The sequence below is a fragment of the Seonamhaeicola sp. S2-3 genome (assembly GCF_001971785.1).
In the GTDB taxonomy this organism is placed as follows: domain Bacteria; phylum Bacteroidota; class Bacteroidia; order Flavobacteriales; family Flavobacteriaceae; genus Seonamhaeicola.
In genome coordinates, this window is record NZ_CP019389.1 from 3430256 (window position 1) to 3448825 (window position 18570).

The window sequence follows — 18570 nt, forward strand, 5'->3', positions numbered from 1 at the left end:
TATAAAATATAGCACTTTGCAAACTATTAACAAATGTTAATCTGTTTCAATTTTCTTTCTAATTCTACTTAATTGCACGGGTGTAATTCCTAAAAAAGATGCTATATGATATTGTGGCACAAGCGAATCTACATCTGGAATTCGTTCTTTTAACAACAAATATCTTTTTGTAGCATCTAATGATATCATTTCTATAACACGCTGCTCAAAAACCATAAAAGTATCTTCCAAAACTTTTGAATACATTGTGTTTAAGGCTTCGTCTGTTTTACATAACTCTATTACATCATAATAATTAACTTCATAAAGTTGACATTCTGTAATTGCTTGAAAAGATAATAATGAAGGCTCTTTCTTTATAAGTGCTGTTAATGGCCCCACAAAACACATAGGAAAATATAGTGTTTTATTAAATTCTTTACCAGACTCTGTTCCTAAATAACACCTTAATACCCCAGACACAAGCATATATATTTTTTTAGGAATGTCTCCCATCTTCACTAAATGTGTACCTTCTTTTATTGTTTTAAACTTTGCTATACTTTTTAATTCTTCAATTGTTGCTTCTGAAAGAGAGCTAATAGAATTTAAAAAATCAACATGAGATTTATCTGGAACCATTTTATAATTATAAAAACTTAATTAAAACTAAGTATTACGTTTAATTTTTCACTAGCTTTTCTATAATTGGCATAAATAATTGTTTAGCTGCATATTTATATAAAAAAAAGGCCTTAAGTAAATACTTAAGACCTTGCTTTTAAGTGTTATTTTAAAGTTTACTTTAGTGTAAACTCTGAAGTTGATACTAAATCTTTTTCATTAAACACATTAACTATATATCTTCCTTTTTCAAATTTATCTTCTCCTTTGGCTGCAACAAACTCACAAACATTTAGGTTTGCATTTTCATAGTTAAACTTACTTATCACACTATAGTTTAACGTTTTATCTTCAAACTGCACTTGCTCATTTAAACCTAAAGTATTGTTTTTTGGGTCTATTACTTGTATATACAACTCATGATCTCCTGCTTGTACTAAACTGTTTTTTGCTACAGTAAAACATACTCTAATTTTATCTGTTCTTTTAGCTCTTTCTGTTGGTATTAATTTGCCTGATGTTCTTTCTATTACCCCAAATCCTTTTAAACCAACGGTTCCTAGTATAGAGGCATTTTCTACTACTTCGGCCAAAGCTGTATTTTGTACTAATAAAGAATCTGTAAACATAGTACGCTCTTCTAATTTAACTCTAGTACTGTCTAAAGAGGTAGCTAAATAACTATTCTCTACTCTTAAAGAATCGTTTTGGGCAAGCAATACATCCATTTCTTTTTGAAGTGATAAATATTTCTTTTTATATCTCCATAAACTTCTAACATTAGTTTCTGATATTTTTAAAGAATCTATTAAACCTTGAATTCTTTCTCTAGCCTCTACCAATTCTTTACTTTTAGCTTCATTTTCTCCAATAGCTTCATCATATTGTTTTGCCATGGCATTTAAATCATTCATTACTAACTCTTTTTCTTGAGTTAGCTCATTTTGAATCTTTTTACTATTGCTATAAAGGTTTATTGTATAAAAACCTACAGCTAAAAATAACGCCAAAGCAATTCCTAATGCTATTTTTAAACCATTACTACTTTTTTTACCTTCCATAATTATTTTTTTAATGTTTGTGGTTTCTGTATTAAGTTTAATTTTTATTGTTTCTTTTTTTAATGCTATAAATAAATGTATTTTTATTAAAATTAAAAAACAAAAATGAATAAACTAGTTTTATTTAATAATACGTATAAAAATAAACTTTTAAATAAACGAGTTGGCGAATCCAAATTCGGTCAACATGTTAAATTATTAACTCGCATTTCTAACATATACGAACAACTTAAAAATTTAGATGTTACGTATGTAATTTTTGGTATTCCTGAAGATGTAGGCGTTTTTGCTAACCTGGGAAATACAGGTACAGCAAAGACTTGGGAGGCTACACTTAAAAGTTTGTTAAATATTCAAAGTAATAAATACAATAAAGCTAAAAAGGTACTAATATTAGGTTATTTAGATTTTAGTGATGAAATAAATCAAATATCTAAACTAGATAATTCTAAAAAAGAAGACCTGAAAATAGCTAGAGATATAGTTGCTGATATAGATAAACACGTTACGTTTTTGATAAATCAAATTGTTATGGCTGGTAAAAAGCCAATAATAATTGGTGGAGGTCATAACAATGCGTATGGCAATATTAAAGGAACTTCTTTAGCTTTTAAAAAGCCAATTAATGTAGTTAATTTTGATGCTCATGCCGATTTTAGACCTGAAGAAGGACGCCATAGTGGTAATGGTTTTAGTTACGCTTTCGCTGGAGGTTTTTTAAATAAATATTTTGCTTTTGGTTTGCATGAAAATTATAATTCTGATAAAACGTTTACTACACTTAGCAAAGTTAAAGCTGTTAAATACAACACCTATGAAAGCATTGAAATTAGACAAGAATTAGACTTTAACGCTCAAATGCAACGCGCTTTAAAACATGTTTCTAAGGATGTTTTTGGAATTGAAATTGATTGTGATGCTATTGAAAATATACCTAGTAGTGCCATGACACCAAGCGGATTTAGTGTTAGCAAAGCCAGAAAATTTGTGAACTTTTTTGGCAAACATGAAAATGCTCAATATCTACATATTTGTGAAGCGGCTCCTAAAAGAAAAACTGAAGCCCAAGTTGGCAAACTTATTACTTATTTAATAACCGATTTTATTAAAGCCTAGTTACAATATCAATCACACCCTCTTGGACTTGTTTTAGATTTACTTAAAGAGGACTTCTCTTATGGTGCTTTAGATTCTAAAACAAGTTCAAAAAAACAATAGAAAAAATTATTTGTTAGCTTTTAAAGAATCAATCTGTTTTTGAAGATTTTCAATTTGAATTTCTTTATCTGTTTTTATCTCAGTAGTATCTACTGTTTGTTCTACAATATCGATGTCTTTAGCTTCTTCAACATAATAATAACCAATACCTTCACTAGCTCTCCAAGCTTCACTTAATTGATCGTACACCGTTTTATCCCATTGGCTAGGGTGTTTAACATCTATCCAAACTACATCTCTATATTCACTATCTACCAAAGCTAAATCTGGTGTTGCAGAACCATCAAATTTTTCTGATTCATTTTCTCTAATAGCAGAAATGGTTCCTAAGAAAAACATACGTTTTCTACCTGCAATATTTTTTATATATGGTCTAAATTCTACAGGTTTATTAACAGACCAATCAACCTCTTTTCTAGACTCTATAACTTTTAATGGCATTGCCGAAACTCCGGCATATCCCTGTTTTTTAGATGCGTGGTCATAATAATAAAATTTATCACTGCCGTCTGCTGGAATAAATACGCTAAAGGTTAAACTGGTGCGCTCATCTCCTACGGGTTCTAATCCAAACCAATGATATAGCCCACTGTAGGCTCCAGTGTCTGTATCAGAAAAATCAAAATCTGTTACAAAAGGTTGCTGGTTTTGGTCGTCTGGTAAATCAGGAATTTTTACTGCTGTTTCCATATTCCACGGTAAAGGGTCACTAAATCCTCCTAAAAATTTTAAAGACTCTGCTTGCAAACGTGACACCTTTTCAGCAAGTGTATTTTGACGTGTTAAAAAGGTGTGATTTTTCATTTCATCTGGACTAATGTAAGTGCCTTTGCCTATTAAAATACGCTCTAAATAATCACTAAAATCATGTTTGCCATTTTCAATTATCATTACACCACCAAATGTTGGATACGGAAAGAAAAAACCTTTCCATTTAATTAGGCTTACCACTTCTACCCATTGTCCATTATCATTTTTCATGTAATACGTATCACTAGGCTCTAAAGTAAATAACTGAAAAATATTAAATCTTTGTACTACAGCATTATAAGTATTTCTGCTAAACTTTAAAGATTCACCTATGGAAAACGTTACTGGAATTCTATTTTCACTAGAAAAACGTGGGAATGGTGTGGTACTAGATACAGCAAAAACCTCTTCGGTATTATCAGTTATACCTTGCCAAACGTATTTTTCTGTTGGTTGAATAGCCATAGTCCATTTATTTTCGTCATCAATTCTAACCAAATGAGGTAATGATACATCTTTGGTTTCGCCAACGCTTTCATTTGCCATAGAAAAAATGTTGCGTAATGGTTGAATACGTTCATTTTGCGTTAATGGTAATTCATTTATTTCAATACGATTTAAGTTATTAAAAACATTATAGGTTTTCATATAATCGTACATTTTAAAATGCCAACCAACAACATATAGAATACCAAAGAAAATTATTAAAGCTCCCAAAACACCTAGCCTGCCACCCATACTAGAGGTTTTTCTAAATTTTCTAAGTCCGAAAAACAACACCAAACCACTTAAAAGAATGATGAAAATAAATTTTCTTAAAAACAGTAATGCTGGTTGGTAATCATCTCTTAAAACAAATAAAATAATGAGTATAACTAACCCTAAAACAATGGTGTTTCGTTTTTGTTTTCGGCCTTTATTCCAATAGTTTTTTAACATAATTATTAATTCTCTCTGTGTTTGTTAACGTATTTTATACTTAGTATCATAGCTATAATCATTAAAATAGGCACTACTGGTCTTAATAAATTCTGCCAATGCCAAAAATTGTTATAGTCTAAATATCAATTTCATTTTAAATATCCTTTATCTTTTAAACGTTCTCTTGCACTTTTTTTAGGTTTTGCAGAAGACTCTTTATTTACATCTTCCTTTAAATCTTCTTCATTATTTGATTTAATATCTTCAATAATATCTTTTCCTTTTTCAATGGTATCTTTAACTATATCTTCTAAAGAATCGCTTTTTTCTTCAATAACTTTACCAGATTTTAACACAAAACTTGCAACATAAGTACCTATTAATGTTCCGGCAGAAATAGATGAAAACGCCGAAATTCCATTATAGCTAGTAAAAATTTCAAAAGGTGATATAAACTGAATGGCTAACCCAACTATCAAAAACAACCCAACAACATAAACCAATCTTGGTAAAAAGGATTGTTTATAAACAAACCCTTTTTTATTACTAGGTTTCATTTGTAACTCTTTACTGTTGAATATTTTGTTAAAAAAACGATATAAAGAATTGCTTTGGGATTCTCTCCAGTAAATGAAAATTCCTAACAAAATTGCCGCTATAAAAATTACTAATTCTAATCCCATATTTTTTTAGTTAAAGGTGAATCGTTACGTTTAAAACTATTGGTCTGCGTTATTTAAACATTGTTACTAATTGTTTCAACCACCCAATCTTTTAAAGATTCATCCCAATTTTTATAATTGTTGTAAAAATCTTCTTTATTGTACCAGTACCAATATAATATATCTTTAGGAGAAATATTTACCAATAATTTCCAGATTAAATCTTGATGTTTTGCTTCTAAAGATGAATGTGGTTTATGCAGCGCATAAAACAGCATAGGGTCTACAATATCGGCTATTTTAAACTCATTACTTGTTTCTAACTTCTCTAAATAGCGTTCTACGCTCATTACTTTTTTTCTAGAATCTATATCTAATTTATTCAAATAGCTTTTAAACAAAATGGGGTTACTTAAAATATCTTTTATGGGGTGTTGTGGGTTCTTTAAATGCAACGCCAATTCATATTTTTTTATACGCTCATAACGCTTTGTTTCTACAACTTTTTCAAGGTTATACTCTATAATAACATGGTCTCTTAACTTAGCTATTAATTCTTTTTGATGAATATGATAAATAAGTACTTCATGGCTAGTATCTTTAATAGCTTCTTTATGCCATTTTTTATCTTCAAATACTACTATTGGAAATATAAAATCTCTTAATACATAAACACCTCCAAAAGCCCTAGTATAAAATGAACTCACCTTAAAATCTATTGCAGGAAGGTTTAAATCTCTTTCTCTTAAATCTCCATATTTCTTAGCTGAATTTAATAATTCTGCATGAATATCTTCATCAATAAAATTATAATTTTTTTTGAATTTTTCTATTAATTGGAGTTGCTCATTTTGCTGATGATATAAATTATTCATTAGATGAAAATTTATATGTATGGTATTGTATTTAAGCACATCTAGGGGTTCATAAAACACATCTATTTTTTGATCAAAATCAATACAAATGGCAGAATCTCTGGTAATATCTTTTATTTTTTCATCATAAATTTTAAAGATGTATTTCATCATTTCCCTATCAAAAGAATGAAAGGGTAAATACACTGGTTTTCCTTTTTGTAGCGGTGTAATAATAATACCATGAGGATTAGCTTCTCCGTTGTTAAGATAATTTAAATCTTGTTTTTCCTCTGCTATTTCTGGGCTCCACCCTATTCCATCAACTAAAAAAGTTTTTAGTTTAGTTGGGGTAAAACCAAGTTTTTCTAAACATTTGTTGTAGCGTTCTACCAATTTCCCGCTTACAGGAATTAATTCGCTTTTGTATAGATTAGCTTTTATTAATTTTTGCATTATTTTACTCTATCAACTTATGAATTATAGCATATTGTAGGAGTACAATGGTTCTGGTATCAACTATTTCTCCGTTATGTAACATACTAACTGCTTTGTTAAAAGGTAGTTCTATTACTTCAATATCTTCATGTTCACTGCCCAATCCGCCACCTTCACTAACTTTCATTTCATCGGTATATTCTCCTATAAAAAAATGCATTTTTTCGGTCATAACTCCCGGTGATGAATATGCTTCATATACCTTTTTAACACTTTTTAAACGGTATCCTGTTTCTTCTTCGGTTTCTCTAATAATACAAGCTTCAGGATTATCTTTATCTAACATTCCTGCTGTAACTTCTATTAAAAAACCATCGTCATTATCATTTAAAAAAGTAGGCATTCTAAACTGTTTGGTTAAAATAACCGTTTTCTTTGTTTTGTTATACAGAAGAATGCCAGCACCATCGCCTCTATCATATACCTCACGCATGGTGTTTACCCAACGTCCATCTTTCATCAAATAATCAAAATTGACTTTATTTAAAATATAATAATTATCTGAAAGAAGGGTTGTTTCTATGTTTTTAATACGTTTTTTAGTCATCTTCAAATGTTTTTCTTGCTTCTTTTTCAATATTTAACTGGTTTACTCTAGCATCAACTTTTCGTTTAAAATCGGTATCAGCAATTGTAGCTACATTGTCTAGGTAGCGTACTACTTCTTGACGACGGATTTCTGAAAAATCAAGCCCCTTCATATTAGCTCTCATTAATTCTTGTAGCATATTGAATTTGGTTTCATAATCTTGTTTAAAGTATATTTCTGGATTTTCAAACCAATCTTTTTCTAAATCAAAATCGGTTAAACGTAATGATACTGCACTTTGAATATTTCTAACATCTCTTGATGAAAAGAACGGAAATTCTTTTTGCATAGATTTATATAAGTTGGCGTAAAACAAATGCTGGTTTGCGTTGAATTTTTTTTCTACGTCATCATAAATTTCATGAACACGTTCTTCTGAAGGTTTTTCAATAGAACTCAATATTTCTCCCATATTTTTAGCCAATCCTTGATCTTGAAGGTATTTGTATTTTTTGGGGTGTTGCATGTTTACAAAGTCTGGCAATGTTTCATCTAGTTTTCGCCACCAAAGGTAATCTTGATCTAAAAAATCATGCTCTGTTCTAGCCCCATCTATTTTAAAACGTCCCTGTACACGAGAAATGACTGCTTTATCTAACATTTCTGGAAGATTTGTAAATAAACCAATAGAACTGTTTCCGTAATTTACTGCATAAGCGCCTTCGGTATATCTTAAAAAGACTCCTATCACCTCTTTTACTCCTGCCGAAACCCCTTGTGCGGTACGTTCTTGTAAATTATTTTCGGCATCATCAATAGGCGCAAAAATTAATTTTGAAGGGTCTTGTAAGGGTTTCATCCATGCAACCATTTTTTCGGCAGAACCACCTTGAAAGGTACTGATTAAAGTATCTGGCATAGGATGAAAGAGAAACGGAATATCTAATGCATCGCAATGTTCTTTAAGACGTGTAGCTATTGCTGCAATAAGCATACTTTTTCCTGTTCCTGGAATACCATAGCCCATAAATACTGGCATAAAACCACCTAATTCTTGAAAAGGATTTTTTTTAGCTGTAAAATCATAACTCAATAACCGTTCTGTTAAACGGCGTGCAAAATGTTTTGCATCTCGGTTTCCTACAATTTGTTCAAACTGAATTTTATTAAACTCTACACTTTTAGCGGCGCCTTGAAATACATTATTCCACCCCGATAATGCAAACTCTGAATTTTCTAATTTATAGGTTCTATCTTCAATGGTTTCTGTGTACTCTAAACTATTTTTTCTGAGTTGAATTTCATCTATTAAAGCTTCAAAATAAACCACTGTAAAGTTGATAACATCTTTATCTGATTTAATAATTTCTGGATGACCTAAATACTTATTGTAATAATATAAACTACAGGAAATACCTTTATTGGGTGATAATATTGATACTTCTGGAATGCCTGCAAATTTTTGTTTCATCACACTTAAATCATCAGAGGCATGTGGTTTTAAATCGTGCAAAATTTTATAAGCCATAGAAAACAACATAAAAGCCGTACCGGTGTGCATTTTGCTTTCAAATTCTCTTTTTCCTTTTGTATCTAAAGCAGATTTGTTTTCATTTAAACTAGATAAACCTGAGGCATCAGAATAACTATCTTTAATCCAAATGCCTAGTGTTATACCTTCTTGAACTGCAAAAAGGGTTTGATTTAAAAAAATTGGAATTGCTACTGAATCTGGTAAAAGTCGTTTTTTTAAAGCTAGTATAGTTTTAGATACAGAGGTGATTTCTGTGGTTCTACTCCCGTTGTTGGCTCGGGATAGATATAATAAAATAGATTCATCTTTACCATTATTATCCCGATTTTTTGCTCTAGAGCTTTGTTCCCATTGGATACTTTTAAGATAAGATGTTGCTTCATCTCGAAGCATATCTAATTCTGCTTGTTTTATAGGAAATGTTGAGTTGTGTTCCATTTTTAGTATTCAGTTTGCAGCCTTCAGTATTCAGTTAAAAACACCTAAAGCATGTGGTTTTACCTAATCTATTTAAATTTATCAGGATTATTCATCATGTAATTAATAAGCTTACCAATTTCTTCACTTTTACTTAATAAATCTCGTTTCTTTGCATTTGAAATATAATTGCAAGCTTCGGCAAAATCAAGCCAAAGTTGGGTTTCAGTATTTTCACTATCAGCATCAGATAATTTACTTTTAAAATGCTTTATATATTGTCTTTTTCTGTAACTTTCTGCTATATTTGAACAAACAGACCTGCTAGAACGTATTATTTGTGATGTTAAAGAAAATGTTTCAGATTTTGGAAACTCTTTAGTTAAATGAAATATTTCCATTGCTAAATCAAATCCTTTTTGAAAAGCTAAAAGTGTTCTAAAACTCATCTACTATTCTCTTTTTTTAATATTCCTTCAACAGCTTCAGCAATGTGTGTTGAATAAAGAGCAATATGCTCTGCTGCACTTAAACTATCTGGTTTTTTTCTATTAACACAGGGCTTATCTTAATTGCAACATTAATAACAAGATCTTTATACTCTTCTGGTGATAATTCTAAACTCATATTAATATTTTATTTTCAAACTTTTAATTAATTTATATTTAGGACTGCCTACTGTATACTGCCTACTGTATACTGCCAACTGTATACTGCCAACTGCTAACTATTTATTAACCAATTGTTCTATCTTTAAACCTGCCATTTCTATGGGTGGTTTAGCTAGATTATTCATTATTTTTGGGGTTTTATTGTATAACAACTGAATGATTCTATGTGGTGCTAATACATAGTTTTGTTTAAAAACGTCATCCCAACGTTGCAATATTTGTTTGTTAAAAAAACTACCTTCTTTAAATTGGCTATTAGATTTTACTTCGTCTATTTTAAATGATAATGCGTAAGACTCTACAGGAATATTTTTTTCAATTATACCTTCTAAAATGGTATGTGTTAGTTCGTTTTCATCTTTTGCAAACATATTGTGTAGAGGTCCTAAATCAATACGTTTTATAAGTTTTGGATGTACTTTTTCTAATTTTCTATCAATGCCATAAGCCATTGTATCTAAATTCATTTTTCTATCGGCTGAATGTTTTAAAACCTCATATATTTCATCTTTATAATCGTTTATTCTATTCCCATCATAATTGAAATACATAAAACATACAAATGGGCGGTTATTGGCTACATCATAAAAACTCCAACTTGTTAGTAAATCTGCATTAGAGCCTTTTGGTGCATTAATGATTTTACCTTGCACAAAGCGGTTAAATATATACTGTTTATTAACTGATGAATAGTAAACAATAGATGCTGCTTTAAATAGTTTACTGCGTTTAATAGGTTCTTTTTTTCGCATTAAAGTATCTAGAAACTCTTCTTGTAGAACGCTTATTGGGGTTAGTTTGTCTAAATAATCATCGCGTAATTCTAAATCGTTAAACAGGTATCTGAATTCTAAATAATTAGGAAAACCAGACTCTGTTAAATCTACCTTCATATTGTCTTCTTGGTCATACATGTATTTAACTCGCATAGCTTCAATGGAATACAACAATAAATCGCAATATTGCTTAAACATATTGAGTTCCTGATTATTAACAAGTTTATTACGCTGTACAGCCACAATAAGTTCTTTAAATACAAAATCTACCATTTTATGGTAAAATATGTAATGTTCTTTAGAGTCTAAGGTTGCAGAGTCTAAGGGTGTTGTAATGTGATTAATTGACATTTTTTAATATTGAGTGTACAAGTAAGCAGAAAATACATTTTGTTTTTGCTTTTGTTAGCAAGTAAGTGCGTTAAGGATTGTAGTGGAAAGCCCACAGCGTAGCGAGGACTTGCAACGGAAAGCCTGACCCCGCCCTAAGGCGGGGTAACGCCCTGTGTGTTTTAAGACAATAAATCGTCTTCTGTTGCTTCTGGTTTTGGTTTACCTTTTGGAGCATTATCTCCTTTTGGTTTATTTGCATCTGCTTTATAGTATTCTTCAAAAATTTCTTTCATATCAATACCGTAGCGTTCTGCAAAATTCTTTTGAATATCTATATCTTTTTCTCTAATTTCTTGTAAAGCTTCGGCATAACTGCTGTAAACGCCTTGCATAACTTTTTCATGAACAGGTATATTATCCATCATATCTTGACGTGCTTTGGCGCTTGCTGTATGCATTGCCGCTAGGGTTTCTCCAATATGCTCATCGGTTTTTACCCCTAAATGTTCTAGGATAGCTGCAAATTCTTGATCTGTACGAGCTTTTAAGGCTACTACGTAACCATCATAATACTTTAAGCGTTCTTCGGTATCACTTTTTAATTTAGCGCGGTGTGTTTGTAAATTGCTTCGTAAAGAGGTAAGTACCTTGATTGTTAAATTATGCTTGTGTACAAAACTGTCTTTACTTGCAGCCAATGTGGTATAAGCGTTTTTAAGTCCTTCTAATTCTTCTACCTTTTGTTCTAATTGTGTTACTCTACCAATGGCTTGTGCGTATTCTGCAGACTGTTTATCTGCAATATCTTCTAATTCTTGTCTGGCTTGTTTTAATAAGGCATAATGCTCTTCTAATTTTGTCTCTACTTCTTTCTTTTTTTCTAGTGCTTTTGTATGGTTTTTGGTAGCTTCTACAATAGCATCTTGAAGTTTATCTTCAACTTCTTTAATTTCTAGTTCTCTATTTTTTAAGCGAGTTACTGCTGCTTGACTTTTATAGGAAAGCTCACTTAAAAGTGTTTGAACATCTGCATTTTCAATACGCGCCTGAAACATTGCTTTGGCTTTATTATCGGCGGCAGCTCTTACTTTTTCTGCTTCTTTTAATTCTTCTTGTGCTTTTCTTATTTTACTCTTACGCCCCCAAAGGTTATTCCACCAAGTGTCTGGTTTAGCTTCTGCATCTTCAAGTTCAACTCTTGCACGTTCTAAAGCTTTTTGAGCGTCATCAATTACTTTCTGCTCTGTAGCGTTTAAAGAAGAGAATTTTTCAAATAAAATACCTACTTCGTCTTGATAATCTGTTAAATCTTTTATGGCATCTAAAAGGGTTGTTCTATCCTTTTCTGCCATATGAACCACATCATCTAAGGTAGCGTTTAATATTTTTTGGCGGACTTCAGGGTCATCTTCCTGCGCTAATTTAGATTTCATAGTGTCAATGGCTTTCCCCCAATTGACATCTACTTTTTCGGTTTTTTCGTTAGAATTGGTTTCTAATAAGTCAAAATCATCAGACATAGTAAGGTTTGTGTTTAAGTTGAACAATTTTATGGGTAAGCAATTTCGTTAAAAAAGATGACTTTTAAAATTTAAATTACTCAAATAATTGGTATATAATATCATTAAATTGTTACAAGTACATCATGTTTTCGATGAAATGCACGCTATAATTGTAAGACTTTTTATTAAAAAAAAGTAATCTAAACCCTTTGTATTGTAAGAAATCAGGCAAAAAACAAGACACTCTTATTAACAAATTTTGTTCATATTCTTTTCATTATTAGTTGTTTAGTGCTTGAATTTATTGTTATATTTGAAATGCTATTAACAAAATTCTACCAAACTCATGTCACTTAACCTTACTTCATACTCTCTTCTTATTGCTGAGTATACCATACTTACTGTTTTAGTTATTGTAGTGATATTTTTTTCACTTCTTTTAATTTTAGGTATAAGAAAATCATATAAGTTAAAAAAGGAAAATGAACGACTTGATAAAATAAGTAAAGAGATTGCACGTAAAAAAATTGAAGAATACAAAGACTTTACTGGAGGACATATGTACCAATAACAGGTATTATAAAAAATAAGCCTACTAAAAGTAGACTTATTTACTGATTTATCTTACTAGTTTTTTGTACTTTATTCGTTTTGGAATCAAATCTCCACCAAGACGTTTCTTTTTGTTTTCTTCGTAATCTGAAAAGCTACCTTCAAAGAAATATACTTGCGAGTCTCCTTCAAAAGCCAAAATATGCGTACAGATACGATCTAAAAACCATCTGTCGTGACTAATAACTACAGCACACCCAGCAAAGTTTTCTAAACCTTCCTCTAACGCTCGTAATGTATTAACATCTAAATCGTTAGTTGGCTCATCTAAAAGTAACACATTACCTTCTTCTTTTAAAGTCATGGCCAAATGCAAACGGTTTCGTTCACCACCTGAAAGCAATTTTACTTTTTTGTTTTGCTCACTGCCAGAGAAATTAAATCTACTTAAATAAGCTCGAGAGTTGACTTGCTTACCTCCCATCATAACCAACTCTTGTTCATCACTAAAGTTTTGCCAGATGGTTTTCTCTGGGTCTATATTTGAATGACCTTGGTCTACATAAGCTATTTTAGCAGTATCGCCAACTTTAAATTCGCCTTTATCTGGTGTTTCTTCACCCATTATCATTCTGAAAATGGTAGTTTTACCTGCTCCATTGGGTCCGATAACCCCTACAATTCCTGCTTGTGGTAATTTAAAATTTAAATCTTCATAAAGCAACTTATCATCATAACCTTTACTCACACCAACAGCTTCAATAACATTGGTTCCTAAACGTGGGCCATTAGGAATATAGATTTCTAGTTTTTCATCAAGTTGTTTTTGATCTTGACTCAACAGCCTATCATAATTCTTTAAACGTGCTTTTTGCTTAGTTTGACGCCCTTTAGCTCCTTGTCTAACCCATTCTAACTCTCGTTCTAAGGTTTTTTGACGTTTAGAAGCAGCTTTTCCTTCTTGAGCCATTCGTTTAGACTTTTGGTCTAGCCAAGAAGAGTAATTTCCTTTCCAAGGAATACCCTCTCCTCTGTCTAGCTCTAAAATCCAACCAGCAACATTATCTAAGAAATATCTATCGTGAGTTACCGCAATTACAGTTCCTTTATATTGCGCCAAATGGTGCTCTAGCCAATGTACCGATTCGGCATCTAAATGGTTGGTAGGCTCATCTAAAAGTAGTACATCTGGTTCTTGAAGTAATAATCTACATAAGGCTACTCTACGACGCTCTCCTCCCGATAAAACGCCTATTTTTTTATCGCCATCAGGCGTTCTTAAGGCATCCATGGCTATTTCTAGTTTGGTATCTAATTCCCAAGCATTGGCTGCATCAATTTGATCTTGCAATTCTGCTTGGCGGTTCATTAGTTTTTCCATTTTATCAGGATCACTATATACCTCTTCTAAACCAAACTGATCGTTTATTTTATTATATTCTTCTAGAATTGCTACGGTTTCGGCTGCACCTTCGCGCACCACTTCCATAACAGTTTTTTCATCATCTAATTGAGGTTCTTGCTCTAAATACCCTACTGAATATCCTGGTGAAAAAACTACGTCTCCTTGATAGTTTTTATCTACACCAGCAATAATTTTTAACAAGGTAGATTTACCAGACCCATTTAAACCTAGAATACCAATTTTGGCACCATAAAAGAAACTTAAATATATGTTTTTTAAAACGGGGGTGTTAGCACTTTGAAATGTTTTGGTAACACCCGACATTGAAAAGATTACTTTTTTATCGTCACTCACTATTTGAAAGTTTATCAGATTAGAAAATATAGATGTTTTTAGGTGATTTTACACCCTACCTTTTAAGGCATTAAACACCCAAGCAATTGCAAAAAAACCAAATCCTACAGAGGCAAAGCCCCATCCAGCTATTTCATCATATCTAAAAGCTCCTAAAGCTATTAAACCTACACCTACAAAAATCATAATCCATGTAGCCCAAGCCAACACTGTGTTTTTATTCATTGACATAATTTATATAAAATCTTTTAATTTAATTCTAAAAACAAATATCGTACTTTTTAAACAAAAAAAGCATTCAAATTTTGAATGCTTTCCATAATACTTGCTTTTAAGTTATAACGAAACCATAGGAATTTCAATAAATAGCAGCTCAGTTTCTTCTTGAGTTTTAATAATAACATTTTGAGTTTCTGAAATTCCAATGGCATCTCTAGTTTCTAAAAAATCATTATTTATAGTTATTTTACCTGAAATATTCATGATATAAACTCCATGATCTTCACTTTTCAAATTATAGGTAAATGTTTCACCTGCTTTTAAATCAATACGAGATATTTTGGCATCTTGATTAATTTTTAAACTCGTTTCATCTGCATCATTAAAAGAGGTTACTAAGGTTTGTAGTTTACCTTTTCTGTCTTCAGCCTTAAATTCTTTTTGGTCATATCTTGGTGATACACCTTGCTTTTCTGGGATAATCCAAATTTGAAATAAATTTAAGTTTTCATCAACAGAGCCATTAATTTCAGAATGTTGCACTCCTGTACCAGCACTCATAACTTGCACTTCGCCTGGAACTACAGGAATCCATTCACCTCCCATATTATCGCGATGTTTTAAAACACCTTTTAAGGGAATTGTAATAATTTCCATATTTTCATGCGGATGCGTACCAAAACCCATTTTTGGTGCAATAACATCATCATTTAAAACACGTAAAGCCCCAAAGTGAAGGCGTTCTGGGTTAAACCAACCTGCAAAACTAAATGAATGGTTGGCTTGTAACCAACCATGATTTGCAAATCCTCTTGTATTGGCTTTGTGTATTATAGTTTTCATTTTTAATCCTTTCTGGGTTTACCCCATTAATTATCTTATTTTATCTAAAAGATTACTTAATTGAATGGCTTCTTCTTCGGTTAGGTTTTCTAATAAATCTTCTTTAAAATCTTTGTCAATATCTTTTAACAATTGCAATCCTTCTTTAGTTATTTCAATATGTACTACGCGTCTGTCTTCAGGACACGGTAGCCTATCAATTAATTTTTTAGCACATAATTTATCCATTAATCGTGTTGCGTTTGGAGCTCTTTCAATCATGCGTTCTTTAATAGTTTGAACTTTTAAAGGTTTTCCTGCTCCTCTTAAAATACGTAGGATATTAAACTGCTGTGGCGAAATACCAAAGGGTTTAAAAAACTCATTTTGATGGCTGTTAATCCAGTTTGCCGTATAAATAATGTTTATTAAAGCCTTAACTTTATTATTTACAAATTTTGATTGAATGTCTTTTGATATATCGCCCATTACTTAATGTTTAAAGTGCTTTTTGAAATTCTTTAACTTGACTAATCAAACTAGTTTTTAAAGCTTCTGTTATAATTTCTCCATCTTTAAAATTATCATTAAAAGAAGGTAAACTAAATTGGGCTACAATATTTCCTCCGTTAAAAGGAAATCTGTCTTTTGCAATCTCTAAAACCGAAGCGCCTCCTCTTGCTCCTGGAGAGGTAGCCATAAGCAACATAGGCTTGTCTAACCAAAGTTTACCGTTAATTCTAGACATCCAATCAAACAAATTTTTAAAAACAGTAGTGTAAGCACCATTATGTTCTGCTAAGGATAAAACAATACCATCAGAACTTTGGATTTGTTCAAAAAATTTATGAGCATCATCAGGGATACCTTTCTGGTTTTCTAAATCTATGCCGTAAAGTGGTAAATTATAATCGTTTAAATCTAAAACCGTTACTTCTACCCCTTCTACTAAATTTGCTGCATAAACCGCTAATTGCTTATTAATTGATGTTTTACTACTACTACCTGCAAAGGCTATAATTTTTTTCATTTTATTTAAATTTTATTCTACAAATATATCACTTAAAATATTATATTCCAAGGAATATATTTCCATGATATATAATTTATGATTTTATTAAGAATTATGCTTCTGTTTTAAAAGAAATAACTTCTTTTGTACTTTAGCATTAAAGATGAACTAAATGGATATCAACTTCAATATAAACGAAGATTACAATAAACTTTTACTTTCAGAATTAAATAAACGACTTATTAAAGTAAAACTTGGTGGTGGTAAATCTAGAATTGAAAAGCACCACTCTAAGGGCAAATTAACAGCTAGAGAACGTATAGATTATTTATTAGATAACAAGTCGAAATCTGTTGAAATTGCTGCTTTTGCAGGTGAAGGCATGTATGAAGAACACGGAGGATGTCCGTCTGGAGGCGTTGTAGTTAAAATAGGCTACATAAAAGGAAAGCAATGTGTTGTAGTTGCTAATGATGCTACAGTAAAAGCAGGTGCTTGGTTTCCTATAACAGGGAAAAAGAATTTAAGAGCACAAGAGATTGCTATTGAAAATAAATTGCCTATCATTTATTTAGTTGATTCTGCAGGTGTTTATCTGCCCATGCAAGATGAAATTTTCCCAGATAAAGAACATTTTGGGCGTATTTTTAGAAACAATGCCATTATGAGTAGTATGGGTATCACTCAAATTGCAGCTGTAATGGGTAGTTGTGTTGCTGGTGGAGCTTACTTACCTATTATGAGTGACGAAGCTTTAATTGTAGACAAAACAGGTAGTATATTTTTAGCAGGCAGTTATCTTGTTAAAGCGGCTATTGGTGAAACCATTGATAACGAAACTCTTGGAGGCGCCACAACACATTGTGAAATTAGTGGTGTTACCGATTATAAAGCAAAAGATGATAAAGATGCTTTAGATACCATAAAAAGTATAATTGATAAAATTGGCGATTATGATAAGGCTGGATTTAACCGCATTAAGCCTGAAAAACCCTTAGAAAATCCTGAAGATATTTACGGCATTTTACCTAAAAGTAGAACCGATCAATACGATATGTATGAAATTATAAAACGATTGGTTGATAATTCTGAATTTGATGAATACAAAGCTGGCTACGGAAAAACCATTATTACCGCTTATGCTAGAATTGATGGATGGGCTGTTGGTATTGTTGCCAACCAACGTAAATTGGTAAAAACCCAAAAAGGAGAAATGCAATTTGGAGGTGTGATTTATAATGACAGTGCCGATAAAGCAACCCGATTTATAGCCAATTGCAATCAAAAGAAAATACCGCTTCTTTTTTTACAAGACGTTACCGGATTTATGGTTGGCAGTAAAAGTGAACATGGGGGTATTATAAAAGATGGTGCTAAAATGGTTAATGCTGTTAGCAATTCCGTTGTACCAAAATTTACAGTAATTGTAGGTAATAGCTATGGTGCAGGCAATTATGCTATGTGCGGAAAAGCCTATGACCCTAGATTAATTGTATCATGGCCAAGTGCAGAACTTGCTGTAATGAGTGGTAATTCTGCTGCTAAAGTTTTGCTTCAAATAGAGAAAGCCTCATTAGAAAAACAAGGTGAAAAATTCACCAAGGAAAAAGAAGATGCGCTTTACAAAAAAATTAAAGACAGATATGATAATCAAGTGTCGCCGTATTACGCTGCTGCCAGAATTTGGACAGATGCTATTATAGACCCTTTAGATACTAGAAAATGGATTAGTATGGGCATTGAAGCTGCAAACCACGCTCCTATTGAAAAGAAATTTAATTTGGGGGTTTTGCAGGTTTAAAACAAAAAAAGCATAACCTATCCTATGCTTTTATAAAATTTTATGCGCAAATACATTAAAAAAAATAACTACAAAA

General features: G+C 31.5%; 18 protein-coding genes. 3 read left to right on the plus strand and 15 right to left on the minus strand.

Annotation, left to right across the window (positions count from 1 at the left end; genetic code table 11):
- Positions 1 to 36: 36 nt before the first annotated feature.
- Together BWZ22_RS15030 and BWZ22_RS15035 are read right to left on the minus strand one after the other, a co-directional pair.
- Positions 37 to 621 (minus strand): Crp/Fnr family transcriptional regulator, encoded by a 585-nt coding sequence (locus tag BWZ22_RS15030; protein WP_076701506.1) that lies wholly within the window; start codon positions 619 to 621, stop codon positions 37 to 39.
- Between the two features lie 158 nt (positions 622 to 779).
- Positions 780 to 1664 carry a chromosome partitioning protein ParA gene (locus BWZ22_RS15035; protein WP_076701509.1) on the minus strand — a complete coding sequence of 295 codons (885 nt, stop codon included), beginning with the start codon at positions 1662 to 1664 and terminating at the stop codon, positions 780 to 782.
- A gap of 105 nt (positions 1665 to 1769) precedes the next feature.
- On the opposite strand from BWZ22_RS15035, the gene BWZ22_RS15040 reads away from it, so the two are divergent.
- Positions 1770 to 2780: a formimidoylglutamase gene (locus tag BWZ22_RS15040; RefSeq protein ID WP_076701511.1), complete on the plus strand. Its 1011-nt coding sequence runs from the start codon at positions 1770 to 1772 to the stop codon at positions 2778 to 2780.
- A 108-nt stretch (positions 2781 to 2888) separates the two neighbouring features.
- Here BWZ22_RS15040 and BWZ22_RS15045 read toward each other — a convergent pair whose 3' ends face one another.
- The 8 genes from BWZ22_RS15045 to BWZ22_RS15080 all read right to left on the minus strand — a co-directional run bounded on the left by BWZ22_RS15045 (position 2889) and on the right by BWZ22_RS15080 (position 12347).
- The gene (locus tag BWZ22_RS15045; protein ID WP_076701514.1) at positions 2889 to 4571 is read right to left on the minus strand and encodes a hypothetical protein; all 1683 of its coding nucleotides are present in this window, start codon (positions 4569 to 4571) and stop codon (positions 2889 to 2891) included.
- A 131-nt stretch (positions 4572 to 4702) separates the two neighbouring features.
- Positions 4703 to 5236 (minus strand): hypothetical protein, encoded by a 534-nt coding sequence (locus tag BWZ22_RS15050; protein ID WP_076701517.1) that lies wholly within the window; start codon positions 5234 to 5236, stop codon positions 4703 to 4705.
- Positions 5237 to 5289: 53 nt separating this feature from the next.
- Complete coding sequence (locus BWZ22_RS15055; RefSeq protein WP_076701519.1) at positions 5290 to 6525, minus strand: DUF6638 family protein; 1236 nt, start codon at positions 6523 to 6525, stop codon at positions 5290 to 5292.
- Positions 6526 to 6529: 4 nt separating this feature from the next.
- Positions 6530 to 7114 (minus strand): NUDIX domain-containing protein, encoded by a 585-nt coding sequence (locus tag BWZ22_RS15060; protein ID WP_076701522.1) that lies wholly within the window; start codon positions 7112 to 7114, stop codon positions 6530 to 6532.
- Entirely contained in the window at positions 7107 to 9068 is a 1962-nt protein-coding gene (locus BWZ22_RS15065) for an AAA family ATPase (RefSeq protein WP_076701524.1), read from the minus strand. Before BWZ22_RS15065 ends, BWZ22_RS15060 begins: the two co-directional genes overlap by 8 nt.
- 68 nt (positions 9069 to 9136) lie before the next feature.
- On the minus strand, positions 9137 to 9496 hold the full coding sequence (locus BWZ22_RS15070) for a four helix bundle protein (protein ID WP_076701527.1): 360 nt from the start codon (positions 9494 to 9496) through the stop codon (positions 9137 to 9139).
- A gap of 278 nt (positions 9497 to 9774) precedes the next feature.
- Positions 9775 to 10845, minus strand: a complete 1071-nt coding sequence (locus BWZ22_RS15075) for a hypothetical protein (RefSeq protein ID WP_076701530.1) — start codon at positions 10843 to 10845, stop codon at positions 9775 to 9777.
- A 161-nt stretch (positions 10846 to 11006) separates the two neighbouring features.
- Positions 11007 to 12347, minus strand: a complete 1341-nt coding sequence (locus tag BWZ22_RS15080) for a microtubule-binding protein (RefSeq protein WP_076701532.1) — start codon at positions 12345 to 12347, stop codon at positions 11007 to 11009.
- A 328-nt stretch (positions 12348 to 12675) separates the two neighbouring features.
- On the opposite strand from BWZ22_RS15080, the gene BWZ22_RS15085 reads away from it, so the two are divergent.
- Positions 12676 to 12900: a hypothetical protein gene (locus BWZ22_RS15085; protein WP_076701535.1), complete on the plus strand. Its 225-nt coding sequence runs from the start codon at positions 12676 to 12678 to the stop codon at positions 12898 to 12900.
- 48 nt (positions 12901 to 12948) lie between these two features.
- Here the strand turns inward: BWZ22_RS15085 and ettA are convergent, their stop codons facing one another.
- The 5 genes from ettA to BWZ22_RS15110 form a co-directional block, all read right to left on the minus strand.
- Positions 12949 to 14640, minus strand: coding sequence for an energy-dependent translational throttle protein EttA (gene ettA, locus BWZ22_RS15090; RefSeq protein WP_076701537.1), 1692 nt, complete (start codon positions 14638 to 14640; stop codon positions 12949 to 12951).
- Positions 14641 to 14688: 48 nt separating this feature from the next.
- Positions 14689 to 14871 (minus strand): CAL67264 family membrane protein, encoded by a 183-nt coding sequence (locus BWZ22_RS15095; protein WP_076701540.1) that lies wholly within the window; start codon positions 14869 to 14871, stop codon positions 14689 to 14691.
- Between the two features lie 105 nt (positions 14872 to 14976).
- Positions 14977 to 15702, minus strand: a complete 726-nt coding sequence (locus BWZ22_RS15100) for a pirin family protein (protein WP_076701544.1) — start codon at positions 15700 to 15702, stop codon at positions 14977 to 14979.
- A gap of 30 nt (positions 15703 to 15732) precedes the next feature.
- Complete coding sequence (locus BWZ22_RS15105; RefSeq protein WP_076701547.1) at positions 15733 to 16170, minus strand: MarR family winged helix-turn-helix transcriptional regulator; 438 nt, start codon at positions 16168 to 16170, stop codon at positions 15733 to 15735.
- Positions 16171 to 16180: 10 nt separating this feature from the next.
- Complete coding sequence (locus BWZ22_RS15110; protein ID WP_076701550.1) at positions 16181 to 16711, minus strand: NADPH-dependent FMN reductase; 531 nt, start codon at positions 16709 to 16711, stop codon at positions 16181 to 16183.
- Between the two features lie 154 nt (positions 16712 to 16865).
- On the opposite strand from BWZ22_RS15110, the gene BWZ22_RS15115 reads away from it, so the two are divergent.
- Positions 16866 to 18494 (plus strand): acyl-CoA carboxylase subunit beta, encoded by a 1629-nt coding sequence (locus BWZ22_RS15115; protein WP_076701552.1) that lies wholly within the window; start codon positions 16866 to 16868, stop codon positions 18492 to 18494.
- Positions 18495 to 18570: the final 76 nt, after the last annotated feature.